General features: G+C 35.7%; 14 protein-coding genes and 4 pseudogenes. 6 read left to right on the top strand and 12 right to left on the bottom strand.

The window, feature by feature from the left end:
* Positions 1-995 precede the first annotated feature (995 nt).
* Together ACWOEC_RS11455 and ACWOEC_RS11450 are read right to left on the bottom strand one after the other, a co-directional pair.
* Positions 996-1211, bottom strand: coding sequence for a hypothetical protein (locus tag ACWOEC_RS11455; protein ID WP_455308331.1), 216 nt, complete (start codon positions 1209-1211; stop codon positions 996-998).
* A 66-nt stretch (positions 1212-1277) separates the two neighbouring features.
* Positions 1278-1478, bottom strand: a complete 201-nt coding sequence (locus tag ACWOEC_RS11450) for a cold-shock protein (protein ID WP_005225251.1) — start codon at positions 1476-1478, stop codon at positions 1278-1280.
* 502 nt (positions 1479-1980) lie between these two features.
* Here ACWOEC_RS11450 and ACWOEC_RS11445 point away from each other — a divergent pair.
* Positions 1981-2427: pseudogene (locus ACWOEC_RS11445) on the top strand (IS6 family transposase).
* Between the two features lie 64 nt (positions 2428-2491).
* Here ACWOEC_RS11445 and ACWOEC_RS11440 read toward each other — a convergent pair.
* Together ACWOEC_RS11440 and ACWOEC_RS11435 are read right to left on the bottom strand one after the other, a co-directional pair.
* On the bottom strand, positions 2492-3043 hold the full coding sequence (locus tag ACWOEC_RS11440; protein ID WP_455308329.1) for a tyrosine-type recombinase/integrase: 552 nt from the start codon (positions 3041-3043) through the stop codon (positions 2492-2494).
* A 147-nt stretch (positions 3044-3190) separates the two neighbouring features.
* Positions 3191-3547 carry a transcriptional regulator gene (locus tag ACWOEC_RS11435; protein WP_455308327.1) on the bottom strand — a complete coding sequence of 119 codons (357 nt, stop codon included), beginning with the start codon at positions 3545-3547 and terminating at the stop codon, positions 3191-3193.
* 153 nt (positions 3548-3700) lie between these two features.
* Between ACWOEC_RS11435 and ACWOEC_RS11430 the strand changes: the two genes are divergently transcribed.
* Together ACWOEC_RS11430 and ACWOEC_RS11425 are read left to right on the top strand one after the other, a co-directional pair.
* On the top strand, positions 3701-4135 hold the full coding sequence (locus ACWOEC_RS11430) for an RrF2 family transcriptional regulator (RefSeq protein WP_005237713.1): 435 nt from the start codon (positions 3701-3703) through the stop codon (positions 4133-4135).
* The gene (locus tag ACWOEC_RS11425) at positions 4132-5523 is read left to right on the top strand and encodes a dihydrolipoyl dehydrogenase family protein (protein WP_455308325.1); all 1392 of its coding nucleotides are present in this window, start codon (positions 4132-4134) and stop codon (positions 5521-5523) included. The genes ACWOEC_RS11430 and ACWOEC_RS11425 overlap by 4 nt, the downstream gene beginning before the upstream one ends.
* A gap of 374 nt (positions 5524-5897) precedes the next feature.
* Here ACWOEC_RS11425 and ACWOEC_RS11420 read toward each other — a convergent pair whose 3' ends face one another.
* The 8 genes and pseudogenes from ACWOEC_RS11420 to ACWOEC_RS11385 all read right to left on the bottom strand — a co-directional run.
* Positions 5898-6176 carry a DUF1905 domain-containing protein gene (locus ACWOEC_RS11420; RefSeq protein WP_005875075.1) on the bottom strand — a complete coding sequence of 93 codons (279 nt, stop codon included), beginning with the start codon at positions 6174-6176 and terminating at the stop codon, positions 5898-5900.
* A gap of 280 nt (positions 6177-6456) precedes the next feature.
* Positions 6457-8349, bottom strand: a complete 1893-nt coding sequence (locus ACWOEC_RS11415) for a heavy metal translocating P-type ATPase (RefSeq protein WP_455308323.1) — start codon at positions 8347-8349, stop codon at positions 6457-6459.
* A 197-nt stretch (positions 8350-8546) separates the two neighbouring features.
* The gene (locus ACWOEC_RS11410; protein ID WP_003142316.1) at positions 8547-8780 is read right to left on the bottom strand and encodes a heavy-metal-associated domain-containing protein; all 234 of its coding nucleotides are present in this window, start codon (positions 8778-8780) and stop codon (positions 8547-8549) included.
* Positions 8781-8926: 146 nt separating this feature from the next.
* Positions 8927-9793 carry a prolipoprotein diacylglyceryl transferase gene (lgt, locus tag ACWOEC_RS11405; protein ID WP_007209228.1) on the bottom strand — a complete coding sequence of 289 codons (867 nt, stop codon included), beginning with the start codon at positions 9791-9793 and terminating at the stop codon, positions 8927-8929.
* Complete coding sequence (locus ACWOEC_RS11400; protein ID WP_455308321.1) at positions 9778-10116, bottom strand: hypothetical protein; 339 nt, start codon at positions 10114-10116, stop codon at positions 9778-9780. The genes lgt and ACWOEC_RS11400 overlap by 16 nt, the downstream gene beginning before the upstream one ends.
* A 228-nt stretch (positions 10117-10344) precedes the next feature.
* The gene (locus tag ACWOEC_RS11395) at positions 10345-11049 is read right to left on the bottom strand and encodes a Crp/Fnr family transcriptional regulator (RefSeq protein ID WP_002292156.1); all 705 of its coding nucleotides are present in this window, start codon (positions 11047-11049) and stop codon (positions 10345-10347) included.
* 144 nt (positions 11050-11193) lie between these two features.
* A pseudogene (locus ACWOEC_RS11390) lies at positions 11194-11274 on the bottom strand (Dps family protein); the annotation flags it as partial.
* Positions 11266-11596: pseudogene (locus ACWOEC_RS11385) on the bottom strand (Y-family DNA polymerase); the annotation flags it as partial. The pseudogenes ACWOEC_RS11390 and ACWOEC_RS11385, both read right to left, overlap by 9 nt.
* A gap of 410 nt (positions 11597-12006) precedes the next feature.
* Here ACWOEC_RS11385 and ACWOEC_RS11380 point away from each other — a divergent pair.
* From ACWOEC_RS11380 to ACWOEC_RS11370, 3 genes and pseudogenes are all read left to right on the top strand, one after another.
* Positions 12007-12819 carry a ParA family protein gene (locus tag ACWOEC_RS11380; protein ID WP_455308319.1) on the top strand — a complete coding sequence of 271 codons (813 nt, stop codon included), beginning with the start codon at positions 12007-12009 and terminating at the stop codon, positions 12817-12819.
* Positions 12820-12835: 16 nt separating this feature from the next.
* Positions 12836-13261: a hypothetical protein gene (locus ACWOEC_RS11375; protein WP_455308317.1), complete on the top strand. Its 426-nt coding sequence runs from the start codon at positions 12836-12838 to the stop codon at positions 13259-13261.
* 586 nt (positions 13262-13847) lie between these two features.
* Positions 13848-14094: pseudogene (locus ACWOEC_RS11370) on the top strand (primase C-terminal domain-containing protein); the annotation flags it as partial.

Raw genomic sequence — 14094 nt, 5'->3', positions numbered from 1 at the left:
TTGGAGCTGTCCTTATGGACCTTCATGACGAATGGCTCAGTTCTACAAGAAAATATATTAAGTTTGATCAATGAGAGACCAGTAAAACATTGTATAGTATTTTACACAGGATTATGGACTTGACTATATTCTGATTGATAATACTACTTGCAAGCACATCACATGGATATTATTCATAATAAAAATAGTATAAAATTAATACTTGTAATTTTTTCCTCTAAACTCAAGAATAAACAATCTGATCGCTGTATCATTTTCTTTTTACTTTGGCTTCCCTTTGCTTTTTTCTTCGCGCACTTAATTCTTAGATAATGCTTAATCAAATGATATCCAATTTTATTCGTCAAAATTATCTTGAGAAATTTAAAGATTTGGATTAATTTCAATAATCTGTTGCAAAACTTTGTTGACCTTTCAAAAACTTAACAATATCACAAACATTGAAAAGGACCACGAAGGTATACTCTGGTGTCCTGTTAAAAAAACTTTCTGACCTAATTAATTGAGCTACTTAAAGAGCTACTAAACGAGGAATAAAAAAGGATCAAAAACTATTAAGTTTCTGACACCAGCCAATATTTGTTCTAATACTTATAACCCTGATTTATAAATGAACAAAGACTTATTTACACGTTTATTGATACAGATTTAAATTGATACACGCCAATTGTGGTATTTAAAAAGAGTGCTTATAAGTCAGGAATTTTCTGAATACTCTTTATAATTTACGTCATAGTATTCTAGATTTGATTTTACATAATACATCTTGTCCTCCAACAAACCAAAATACCGACAGAATATATTCTACAGCCCCTTTTATATAGAACAGAAAAAAGACTCAGTAATTTTGTCATAAAAATAGGATAAACCTTTTCTATTGCATCTGTTCTTGCAGCACCGCTAAAAAAAGCCCTTAAAAATAAGAGCTTCCACGTTCAGCTATCCAAAGTTTAAGATCGTTACATAGGTGGCTTCGCTAATAAATGAGACTTGGTTCAGATCGCCATTAATTTTTTATAATTGATCACTGTTTTTTCAGAAGTATCTGTCACTTTGGCGATTGATAAGGTGACGATTGCTGAATTATTTAACAACTTTACAATTGTTCCAATGACTTGTTTTTTCCTAAATCTAAATGTGACTTGTTGATTTTTTTTAAAAGCCACTCCTTCGATGGATGGTTGCATTGGTTTCCATTGTCCAAAACCCATAATAATCTCCCCTTTTTGAGTATTTAAAAAACCGTCTCAAGCATTTGAGACGGTTGAAAAAATCGTTTAAGCTTTGTAGATATTAACGGCTTGCATACCACGTTGACCTTCTTCAGTATCAAAAGTGACTGCTTGCCCTTCATCGAGAGACTTGAATCCATCTGCTTGAATCGCAGAAAAATGAGCAAAGACATCTTGACCATTCTCTCCGGTTATAAAACCAAAACCTTTGTCTGCATTAAACCACTTTACTGTACCTTTATTCATACTATTTCCTCCTTGTGCATCATTACGAATGCGTTTTGTTGCAATAATTGTTTGATAAGCAAAAGGAGAGTATAAATTTCTGTATAGCACTCTTAATACGTTTCAAAGTTTATCACTACAAGTAGTATACCACACAAAATCTTTAGTTGCAACTTTACATAAAAATATTATTTTTTTATAAACTTATCACTCACTATACACTGTTTGGTTCTATTGCGAAGTTTTTTAATTTCCTGTATTTATTGTAAAATGTAAGAAAAAAGGTTAGTGAGGCTTGAGAGATGAATCATTTTAAAGGCAAATAATTCCAACAAGACGTCATCATTGTCGCTGTTGGTTATTACCTACGTTACAATCTGAGCTATCGTGAAGTTCAAGTAATCTTATATGATCGTGGCATTAACGTTTCTCATACGACGATTTATCGTTGGGTGCAAGAATACAGTAAAATCCTCTATCATCTCTGGAAAAGAAAAATAAACAGTCCTTCTATTCGTGGAAAATGGATGAAACCTATATCAAAATTAAGGGGCGTTGGCATTATCTCTATCGAGCGATTGATGCGGACGGTTTAACATTGGATATCTGGTTACGAAAGAAACGAGATACGCAAGCAGCCTATGCTTTCTTAAAGCGACTCCATAAACAGTTTGGTGAGCCGAAAGCAATTGACCGATAAAGCACCTTCTCTTGGCTCCGCCTTTAGAAAGTTACAGAGTGTGCTAAGACAGAGCACCGAACTGTGAAGTATCTGAACAATTTAATAGAACAAGACCATAGGCCAATTAAGCGACGGAATAAATTTTATCAAAGTCTCCGGACTGCCTCTTCCACGATTAAGGGCATGGAGACCATTCGAGGAATATATAAAAAGAACCGAAGAAATGGAACGCTCTTCGGCTTTTCGGTGTCTACTGAAATCAAGGTATTATTGGGAATCCCAGCTTAAATCATAGATACCGTAAGGGATTTTATTCTTTATTTAAAACTTTGCAACAGAACCTATAATACAATCAAAAACCTAACCGAAAATTTAATAACGTTTCACTGATTTCATCTTCATTAATTCCGATGTAGCGTTTGGTAATCTTCTCGCTGCTGTGACCAAAGATTTCCATTAAGGTGGCCACGTCTTTGGTTTTCTTGTAATAGTGGTAACCAAAGGTTTTTCGTAGGGTGTGGGTGCCGATATCGTCCCTTCCTAACAGCTTCGCGACCTTTTGAAACATCTGGTAGACTGTATTGACTTCTAAATGGTCGCCCTTAGTACTGGGAAACAAGTAAGCCTCCGGATCTAAGGGTGCGGTATAGCCGTGAATCAAGTCCTGTAAGCTGCTTAAGTATAAAATGCGTGTTTTCCCTGTCTTTTGCTCCACGATGCGCGGGTTTTTTGAGGTAATCACGTCTTTTTTCTTGAGTTTGACGATGTCGGACATGCGCAGACCGCTGTTAATTCCAATTAGAAACAAGAAAACGTCACGTTCCGCATTTTTATTCCGTCGCAGGCAAAATAAAAAATCATTAATCTCCTGTTGCGACCGTAGTGGCTGAACATTATAGCCCATGACAATCCCTCCTTTTTAGTCTGTTCGAATACATGATTACAGTTATTATAACACGAAATCGTGTGTTTAGGGGGAGTAAAAAAAAGAACCCTATAGGGATAGGATTCTTGATACATGATTTTATACAATTTCATGTATTAAGATGATTTAGAAAACCGACAGTACGCCATACATTAAGAAAAACTCAATAAGAGCTCTTACTATCGCCAAGCTAGATTTTTCTAAGTTCATTCTCTTCCTGTATTGTGTTTTCGGATCATTTCTTACTTCTCTATTGTCCATATAATCTAAGATTTTTTTATAGGTTTTTAGATTTTCTTTATCTTGGATCTTTTGAAGTTTAATAGCAGCATTGACCATGATTACTATAAAAGTAACTGGCAAAATCAAAGAAAAATCGCCCCAGTATTTAAATAAGGATGCAGTAATGAGGGTTAAAACAAATGATCCTATAATAACCAACATTAATTGATTCATCTTAGCAATAGTTACTTCTCTTTTCATCTTATCGTCATCTCCTTTAATCAATTCGTCTAAGGAGATATTAAAATAATTGCTTAAAAGTAACAGATTTTGTAGATTTGGATAACTTTTAGGTGTATACTTAATTTAGATAAAGTAACTTTAAAAGTTACTTTTTAAAGAAGGTGAATAATTTTGAGTGAATTTACGATTGCAGTACATGGGTTGGTCTATTTAGGTCATAACAATTCAATTTTTACCAGTGAAGCATTAGCTGAGAACATTTGTACGAATCCAGTTCGTGTTCGCAGAGTTCTGGCAAAATGCCGAAAAAAAGGATTAGTTCAAACAAAAAAAGGTGTGCATGGCGGATACTTTCTAACCGATAATTTAGAAGCTATCACTTTAAAAAATGTTTATGAGGCGATAAAGATCCCAATTATCCAAAATACTTGGCATTCAGGTTATATCAATGAACAATGTATGATTTCGTCTGGTATGTCAGAAGCTATGGATGATCTTTATGATGAGCTGAATAAAGATGCAGTAGCAAAACTAGCAACTATTACATTAAAAGATATGGAAGTAAAATTATATGCAATACAAAATGAGAGGGGCACTAAAATATGAATGAGTACACTACAGACGTAGCCATTATTGGATTTGGTAAAGCAGGAAAAACATTAGCAGGTGCTTTAGCTAAAAAAGGAAAAACCGTCACTGTGATTGAAAAATCAGCTAAAATGTATGGTGGAACTTGTATTAATGTGGGATGCTTACCGACTAAATCGTTGACACATAGTGCAAAAATTATTGATCAATTATCAGAATTTGGCATTGAGCGAAATCATGAGATTAACAACCAGTTTTTCAAACAAGCCATGGACTATAAAACTGAATTAGTAACCAAATTAAATAAAAAAAACTACCATAAAATTGCTGATTTAGATAACGTAACAGTCTTAGACGGTTTTGCTCACTTCAAAGATGACCATACTTTGTTAGTGGATACAGATACAGAAACGCTACAAGTTACGGCTGCTAATATCATTATTGGAACTGGATCTACGGCTGTTATTCCAGATTTTGAAAACAAGCAAAACAGTCCACACATCCACACAAGTGAAGAAATTTTAGAGCTAACAAATCTGCCAAAAAAACTAGGTATTATCGGAGCTGGTCCAATTGGATTAGAATTCGCTTCTTATTTTGCTGAATTTGGTTCTGAAGTAACCGTTTATCAATTCAATGACTCATTATTGCCACGTGAAGATAAGGATGACGCAGCAGCTATTTTGGAAAGATTAGAAGAATTAGGGGTAACTATTGAATTTAACGCTCAAGCTAAACGTGTTCAAGATACGGATAATGGTGTACGTTTAACATTTGAACAAAACGGCGAAGAAAAATCTGCTGAATTAAATGAAATTTTAGTTGCTACTGGCCGTATTCCTAACACAAATAAATTAGATATTGAAAAGGCTGGCGTGGCGCTCGGCGCTCGTGGAGAAATCAAGGTAAACAAGCACTTGCAATCTTCTGTTGAACACATTTGGGCAGTGGGCGACGTTAAAGGTGGACCACAATTCACTTATATTTCTTTGGATGACTACCGTATTGTTTTGCCTCAATTGCTAGGAGAAGAATCCAACTATAATTTAGAAACGCGTCGTGTTTATCCTACAGCAACATTTGTGGATCCAACATTTGCACGGGTAGGCTTTAATGAAAAAGAAGCAACTGAAGCTGGTAAAAATTATAAAGTTGCTAAGATGCCCGTTGCTGCTGTTCCTAAAGCTCAAGTATTGCGTGAAACAAGCGGCTTTTTGAAAATATTAGTTGATCCAGAGACTGACCTTATATTAGGCGCAAGCTTCTTCAGCTACGAAGCTCACGAAATGATCAACTTAATTGCATTAGCAATTAATGAAAATATTTCATATAAGAGTTTACGAGACGGTATTTATACTCACCCTACAATGAGTGAATCCATGAATGATTTACTTGAAATGATTTAACTTAAATTTAACCACAAAAGAGGCTGGGACAAAATAAAATGGACCTTATAGAGATCTATTTTTCAGAGTCCACTCTATAGGAGTCATTTTACACTATTCACCTCCTATTCATTATTACTTATAACAGATAAGAGGTGAATATCATGCCCTCACTAGACGTTTATGTACCAATTAATAACTCTATTTTAGTACTTTTTGAAGAAATAAAAGAGTGTCTATAAAATCGTATAAACTAATTTATATAAGAGATTCCGGAAAACATCGTGTGCGATATAAAAATAAATTCTATCAAATATTGAACTTACCCAAATCTTTAAGCCCATCATAGCGTAAGTTTCATATCTAAAAAGAGAAGATTGGATTTATTGAGTAAATTAATCATGCAAATATAACATTACCGTTACTATATCGCCACCGCTTTTCCCTATCGCGTCTCTAATTTCCTTATTGATTGAGATGATCTTATCTTCATCTTTCCTTGGAGCCAAATAAATGTTTTTCACTTCAAAATCGTCAATTGTACCAGATACTTTTAAATGTCCCCATCTCCCTTTATTATCAGCTGTTCCTGGTAGTCTGAGGTGATAAGTCCATGATCCAAATCCCTCTTTGTAATGTAATTTGAGTTTCTGATTGTCAATTATTTTTATCATTTAAATAGCCCCATTTCTCATTCACTTTATCTATAGTTATGATACATGAAACTATCTAATTTCATGTGTTACAACTTAATAGGAATTTAAATTTTATTATTAGATTTTTTAATCATTTACACGAAAATTAATTTTATAAAGAGCATACTCTATACTCTTATTTTTTTTCAAGAACTCAAAAAAGCGGAAAATCTCAGATTTAAAAATCTAAGTTTCCGCTTTTGTCATTTCAAGGATGGACTATTGTCTCAGCCTCTTCTAATTTATTCTTAAGATATTTTTACTTTCTCTGCAGGTGCTGATACTTCTTTTGTTCTTTTCGACCTTTCAACTTATACTTCATTAATCTCATGCCATTGAAAATTACCACCAAGATACTACCTTCATGAACCAACATTCCGATAGACATATTCATCCCTTCGCTGAAGAAGACGCTAGTCAACAAGACCAACACTACTCCAATTGAAATCACGATATTTTGTTTCATATTATTTGCGGTGGCTTTTACTAATCCTAATGCGTGAGGCAAGTTGCTGAAGTTCGAGTTCATTAAAACGACATCGGATGTTTCAATCGCTACGTCCGTTCCGCTTCCCATTGCGATTCCAATGTCTGCTAAAGCTAAGGACGGACTATCGTTAACGCCATCTCCAACAAAGGCTACAATTTGACCACGTTGTTGAAGTTTTCCGATATAAGCCGATTTGTCTTCCGGCAACATGTGGCCGTGAGCTTCGGTCAAACCAAGTTCGCCGGCGACCACATCAACGGTTCCTTGGTTATCTCCTGAAAGAACGACTAGATTTTTCACGCCCAAGTCTTTTAATTCCTGCAAATTAGCTTTCACACCCGGACGGACTTGATCGCGAATGCCCATCAGTACTTTTAATTCACCGTCGACCGCTGTCAAAACGAGAGAGCTCCCATGTTGTTCAAACCGTTTGACATCTTTTTGCACTTTTTTGCTGAGAGTGACATTTTCTTTTTCCATCAAGGCCACATTCCCAACAGCCACTCTATGTCCAGCTACACTTGAAACGATTCCGCCGCCTTTCACGACTTCAGTTCCTTCAACAGGATAAAAGTTTATTTCTCCAATTTGATTTAAGACCGCTTTTGCTAATGGATGATCTGATTCCCGTTCCACACTGGCCAGATAGCCAAGCGTTTCAGCAGGATCTTTTTCATACAGTTCAGTCGCTGCAACGGTTGGGTTTCCGACAGTTAAAGTACCTGTCTTATCAAATACAATTGTATCCACATTGCTGAAGTCTTGAATGACTTCACTCCCTTTTAAAAGAACACCGTTACGAGCACCATTCCCAATACCGGCAACGTTTGAGACAGGCACTCCGATAACTAATGCGCCTGGGCAACCTAGAACCAAGATGGTGATTGCTAACTCAATATTTTGACTGAACGCCCATACAACAATTGCCAGAACCAAGACAGCTGGTGTGTAGTATTTAGAAAAGCGATCAATGAACCGTTCCGCTTCGGATTTAGAATCTTGTGCTTCTTCCACGAGTTCAATAATTTTTCCAAATGTGGTGTCCTCACCAACTCGGTCAGCTCTAATTTGAATCGTTCCGTTTTCTAAAATGGTTCCTGCAAAAACTTCTGCATCAGCTTGCTTGTTGACCGGAACAGCTTCACCTGTAATGCTAGCTTCATTGATATGCCCTTCACCCGTAAGGACTATGCCATCTACTGGAACTTTCGCACCCGTTTTAACGAGTAAGATATCCCCTTCATCTATATCATCCACTTCTACTTCTTCAAATTCGCCATTATCCATTTGTTTCAAGGCGCTTTCGGGTGCCATTTCAGTCAATTCTTTGATAGCAGATCGCGTTTGGTTCAATGTTCGTTGTTCCAAGTAGTGTCCGAATAAGAATAAGAACGTGACAATAGCCGATTCTTCATAATTTTGAATAAAAAGCGCACCAATCGCTGCAATACTGACTAAGACATCAATACTGATGACTTTGACTTTCATTGCTTGAAACGCTTGAATGGCAATTGGCATAATCCCAAAGACAGAGGCGATGATCAAAGACCACTCTGAAAGTCCTACGTTTTCTAAAACAAAGTGACTGAAGAAACCGAGTACGATTAACAATCCACTGATGACGGTGATAACATTTTTCTTGCTTAATATATATTGTTGCATGCTTTTTCCCTCCAAATTTAATTTCTCTTTTATTGATAAACACAATATAAGATAATTGCCTAAGTAATTAATTGACTGACATCAAGTTTAGAAAGTTCTCTTTTATCGTTTCTAAGCACCTCGAATCGGATTGCAACAAAAAAAGCAATCCTGAAAAAATAGCTTTTCTTCCAGAATTGCCTAGTTCATTTAATCTGTTAAGCGGCCTTGACTTTTGTTTTAAGGACCGGATAGCCTACGTTTTCGATAGCTTTTTGAATCTCTTCAATCGAAGTGACAGCTGAATCAAAATTGGTTTTGACTTTGCTGGAGTTGAATAATACTTTAATGCTGTCTTTATCAACACCGTTAACTGATTTTACGGCACCTTCAATTTTTTGCATACAACTTGGACAAGATAACGTTTCTAATTGCAATATAGCTTTTTCCATAATTCCTATCTCCTTTATGTGTTTTTATTTTATCGGCAGCAGATTAATGAATACTGCCTTTTCCTCTTTACAACTGTAATATAGCTCACTTTTAGCAAACAAAAATTGACGCATATCAAGTTCTGCACTTCTTTTTATCTTTTTGCTCAATTCACCATCTTAATAGTCTTTTTCTGCTCCTTATTGCCATCAGAATAATAAGAAATTGGTGGATAGTCTTGTCTGCGTATAAACCATACTACAATCGCGCCAATAAACAGGGCCAGAGACAAGGCTTGCGAAACGCGGATCCACTCGCCAATCCATAAACTGTCCGTTCGCATACCTTCAATGAAGAACCGACCCACTGAGTACCACAAAACGTACCACAAAACGTAACTCAAAGCGACTTCTCCTTGACGCAAAAGCTGTTTTCGGTTCCGTATAGTGACGATGAGGACAAAGCCCAACAAACTCCACAATGACTCGTATAAAAAAGTCGGACGGTAGTAGATACCATTGATATTCATTTGTTCAATGATAAATTCAGGTAAATAAAGATTTTCCAAGAATTGACGAGTAACCGGTCCACCATGAGCTTCCTGATTCATAAAATTGCCCCAACGACCAATGGACTGGGCTAACAATACATTGGGCGCTAAAATATCAAGAACGAGTGCCAAAGAAGTACCTTTTTTCTTTGCATACCAATATAGCGTACCCCCTCCTGCAATCAATCCCCCATAAATCGCAATGCCGCCATTCCAAATCGCAAGGATTTGTCCTGGATTTTGCAGATAATAACCAAGTTCAAATAACACATAATAAAGCCGAGCGCCGAGGATTCCAATCGGAATTGCCCATAAGGCCATATCGATAATGGTATCCTCTTCCAGTCCTTTTTTCTTTGCTTCCTTGGTGCTCAACTGGAGAGCCGCTAATATGCCCACTGCAATAATGACTCCATACCAATGAATCACAACAGAACCAATCTCCACCACATGGGGATTCAAAACGCCTAATACGAATCCCATTCTATTTGCTCCATTTCTTCAATTTTTCGCGTCATTCTAGTCATGGTGATGCTGAACAAGATTCCGGCTAAGCTCCATGGAAACCAAACAGTGAATACACTTTTATCTCCCTGGTCACTCGCTTCGTAATACGCCACTTTTCCGTGTCCGATTACGCCGGCTCCTTTTACAACTTCCTCTTCTTTTTCCATAGCTAACCTATCTGCCTCAACAACGTTAGACGTTTTTGCTTCGCCGCCAATCGTGTTCTTGGTGAAAGGGACGACAAAGAATGCACCCGCTGCTAACAACGTGATAGCAACTATCACCCAAAAACAATGCACATTCACCCCTACTTATTTTTACGTTTTGTTCGACAACCCTATCTTAAAGAAAAATAAAACAAAAAAACTTGAGGGTTATCATGTTTATGCTTTTATTTTTCCAATGAATGAAGGTCGTTCTGTCTTAAAAAAGCCAAAAACGGACAGATGGAAGTAAAAGCACTGAGTTCTGTCCCGTTGTTAATGAAGAGCGACAGAACACCAACGTGTAGAAAAAAGTGTGTCCGATTATTCGCTGTAAAGCAATAAATCATCTAAATCCTGAATCTTGATCCTTTTCCCAGACAGCTGTTGAATCAATCCCTCGTCCTCCAATTCTCCAAATTTGCGACTGATGGTCTCAGGTGTCGTTCCTAAATAGGAAGCAATGTCCTTTTTTGCCATCGGCAGGGTGATGGTGGGAGAGTTGCCCATTTCAGGTTCCACATTTTCTGCCAAAAACAAAACTAAACGGGTAATGACACTCTCCACGGCTACTTGTGTCGTTTGACGTTCTGAACTTTCTAACCGTTTAGACATTTCCGCCAATAGTTTTAAAGAAATAGCTGGGTATTGTTCCAGAAAATCTTGGACATCTTTTTGCTGAATCATACAGACAACGGTATCTCGGGTTGCTTCGGCATATTCCTCGTGCACAGCATCAGGATTGAACAACGTCCATTCTCCCGTAAAGTCACCCGGATTCAAAATACGAACTAGTTGCTCTTTGCCAGAGTCTGCCAATCGATAAATACGGATTTTCCCACGATTGATAATATATAAAGTATCCTCTTTTTCTTGTGAACGAAACAGAAACTCTCCTTTTTGATACTGTTTCGTGTGGGCTTTTTCAGCAATGTAATTCATCGCGCTATCCTCTAAGTGATTGAATATTGGAACCAAGCGGATACAGGCTGCGTGGTCGCCAATTTCATGATGGGTATGTTTAGTCAATTCATTCTCCCCCTTTATTTATTTTGTTTATATTCGCTGCTTTTATTATATAAGTCTCTTACTACAAAAAAATTGATGCACATCAAGAAAATGGAAAAAGGACTGGAAAGAATTCCAATCCCTAAATCAGCTTCTACTTTTACCTTAATCTTCATCCTCATCAAGAGCATCATCATCTTCTAATGCTTCTTTACCAATGAACGCTTGCAGCATCCAAATGTTCTTTCTCATATACAGTGCCATCATTGGTGGTGCAATCACGAGGTCTTCCGGATACGGAAAAGGAAGATCTCGTGATTGACTGACATTAGAAATTCCATAGGCTTTTTTTGCGGCCGGACTCGATGCCAGGATTAATCCATTTCCCCGCTGAGAAGGATCGTCCGAAGGATAGGACATGACAACTAACTTTTGTCTTTAAAGGACTTAGACCTCTTTCTACACATTCTACGGATGCTTAAAATGATTTACAGTCGATATAAAGAATATCCCTTGAAGGTTCTTTCGTGTAATCAAACTTTGGATTTACGCCAAATTGCATAACCATGCTAAATCCCCTTTTCAAAAAGATACGTTTTATATACATATCAGAACGCACGTTCGTTTTATTAGTCAAGGAAAATAAATGATTAAAAACAGATCATAAATTATTTGCTGATCAATTATAGTATATCTTATACATTAAATAATAAAGTATAAGATATACGTTTGTTTTGGTATAACTTATATCATAAACGTTATTCTGAAATTTTATCAGAAAGATTTTTACGTCAGTCAGAACAGTATTTCAAGGGTTTTGTAGTATATGTCTGCTATTAAATGAAATATAGCAGATATATTAAATATTTTTAGTATAACTTATACTTTTTATATAAATATAAAGTATAAAATAAATATTGATTAAAATAATTATATAAGTTATACTTTAAATAAAGATAAAAGAAAGTAGGTAAAAATATGACAGCAACTACTTATACAGTCGGGAACTTTAAAGGTGGAGTAGGAAAAACCAAGATAGTTACAATGCTAGCTTTTGATAATGCTGTAGTAAATAAGAAAAAAACACTGGTGATAGACATTGATCCGCAAGCTAACGCTTCACAAATATTAGCAAGAACTGTTGACTTAGATCATATTGATAAAACAATAGTAGATGGAATCAACGAAGAAGACCTTTCAATTTGTATAACGCCGATTATGGAAAATCTAGATTTAATTGCATGTGATACAAGTTTTAGATCGTTTTCTAACTATGTTATTGCTAACTTTGAAGATGAGAAAGAACAAATCATGGTTTTAGAAAAATTATTGGAACCTATCAAAGAAAATTATGAGACTATTTTTATTGATGTGCCTCCAACTATTAGTGCATATTCAGATAATGCTATGGCGGCCTCTGACTACAGTATAATAGCTTTTCAAACACAAGAGGAATCGTTAGATGGAATTGGAAAATATGTTGGGTATCAAAAATTTATGATTAACAACTACGATATTGACCTTGAAGTGATTTCTATAATTGCATGCATGCTTGAACCAGACGATGATTTAGATAAAAGTGTATTGAGCGAGGCTATGGATATATATGGATCCGCTGTATCGAAGAATATTGTTAATTTCCAAAAACGACTAAAACGTTATTCTAGAGAAGGAATATCTTTGAAAAAGTATCGAAACGGAAATTATGATCAATGGGACTATAGGGCACATGAACCGTTTATTAAAATACTAGCCGAACTTGAATCACGCAGAAAAATATTTGAAGAATAGCTAGGAGGGAAAGAATATGAGTGAAAGGAAAGAATTTAATGTTGATACCAAAGTTGATACAGAATATGCTGGTCTCTTACAACCAGGAATAAAAAAGAAAAAATCTGTATCAATTAGAGGAGAAAACGAATTTGGATACTCTTCTTTGATGAATAAGAAACCAAAAGCGATTACTCCAGCAGCAAGTAAAAAACGAGGACGTCCTATAGAAATTACAGATAAGAGATTTAAAGTTACAAAACCCAAAAAAATATCTCCTGCTTTGGAGTCAAAATTAAACGTACTACAAGACTACGTTGAGGAACTTCAATCAGTGCAGGGGAGGATTACCTTTGAAAAACTTATTGACACTTTATCGGAAGCGTATATTACACAAAAATTAGGTGTGGCGAAAGAGGAACACTTGAGAGAAGAAATAAAAGATGCATTTGATAAGCTTTAATTTTTTTAAGTCATTCAACAATAAAAGTATAAGTTATTACTGATTACAAAAACATAAAGTATAAGTTATACTTTATGTTTTTGCGTCACAAAATATTTGTTGTCAGGTAAAGCTTATTTTGAAGGTATCGTTTTATTACCTAATGAAGTGATTTAAAGTATAAGATATACAATAATGTCTAATTAGGTATAACTTATATGAAATCTATTTAAGTATAACTTATACTTTATTAAAATTTCTTCTTGTACAAATTTAACTGTTTTGTTATATTCAAATAAATAATACATATAAAAAAGAGACGGATAAAAAAGTGAATTGGGTCACTCTTTCATCTGAATCACATACAACAACTATGTGTTCTCGCTCGTCTCAGAAGTTATGTAAGTGGCTGACAACCACTTATGTAATTTTGATAAGTCTTTCGGACTGACAATCCGAACTTACAGACTTATTCTACCATTTTTTGACGAGCAACTCAATATATACACGCTTATTTTGTCATTCATTTAAGACTTTTAAGCTATTGGGAGAACACAAATCTTTAAGATTATTTGTGTTCTCTTTTAGTTTGGGAAGGAATAAAGTCATGGCAGCTTCTTTGGATGTCGTATATTCGACGGTATTACAAAATGGTATCCGTAAATTCAAATATAAAAATAGCCACTTAAAACCAGTCTCTTTTAGTAATCAGTCGGGGAAGGGGGCCATTTTTGCGTACCGATCAAAGGAACACATGATCGAGGGGATTGGACTAGTGATCACTTCAGAAGAAGGGGTGATCGAAAACAATAATCGATTCACTCATTGGACACCAAATGTATTTCGCTATGGAA

The sequence above is a fragment of the Enterococcus bulliens genome (assembly GCF_053761865.1).
Note: the sequence above shows the minus strand (reverse complement) of the source record. Positions and strands in the feature narration are given on the sequence as shown.

Excerpts from the sequence above, each read along its gene's own strand:
- ACWOEC_RS11435 (WP_455308327.1), bottom strand. The coding sequence starts at position 3,547 with ATGAAAAGAGAAGTAACTATTGCTAAGATGAATCAATTAATGTTGGTT.
- ACWOEC_RS11455 (WP_455308331.1), bottom strand. The coding sequence starts at position 1,211 with ATGGGTTTTGGACAATGGAAACCAATGCAACCATCCATCGAAGGAGTG.
- ACWOEC_RS11410 (WP_003142316.1), bottom strand. The coding sequence starts at position 8,780 with ATGGAAAAAGCTATATTGCAATTAGAAACGTTATCTTGTCCAAGTTGT.
- ACWOEC_RS11425 (WP_455308325.1), top strand. The coding sequence starts at position 4,132 with ATGAATGAGTACACTACAGACGTAGCCATTATTGGATTTGGTAAAGCA.
- ACWOEC_RS11380 (WP_455308319.1), top strand. The coding sequence starts at position 12,007 with ATGACAGCAACTACTTATACAGTCGGGAACTTTAAAGGTGGAGTAGGA.
- ACWOEC_RS11440 (WP_455308329.1), bottom strand. The coding sequence starts at position 3,043 with ATGGGCTATAATGTTCAGCCACTACGGTCGCAACAGGAGATTAATGAT.
- lgt (WP_007209228.1), bottom strand. The coding sequence starts at position 9,793 with ATGGGATTCGTATTAGGCGTTTTGAATCCCCATGTGGTGGAGATTGGT.
- ACWOEC_RS11450 (WP_005225251.1), bottom strand. The coding sequence starts at position 1,478 with ATGAATAAAGGTACAGTAAAGTGGTTTAATGCAGACAAAGGTTTTGGT.
- ACWOEC_RS11420 (WP_005875075.1), bottom strand. The coding sequence starts at position 6,176 with ATGATAAAAATAATTGACAATCAGAAACTCAAATTACATTACAAAGAG.
- ACWOEC_RS11415 (WP_455308323.1), bottom strand. The coding sequence starts at position 8,349 with ATGCAACAATATATATTAAGCAAGAAAAATGTTATCACCGTCATCAGT.
- ACWOEC_RS11375 (WP_455308317.1), top strand. The coding sequence starts at position 12,836 with ATGAGTGAAAGGAAAGAATTTAATGTTGATACCAAAGTTGATACAGAA.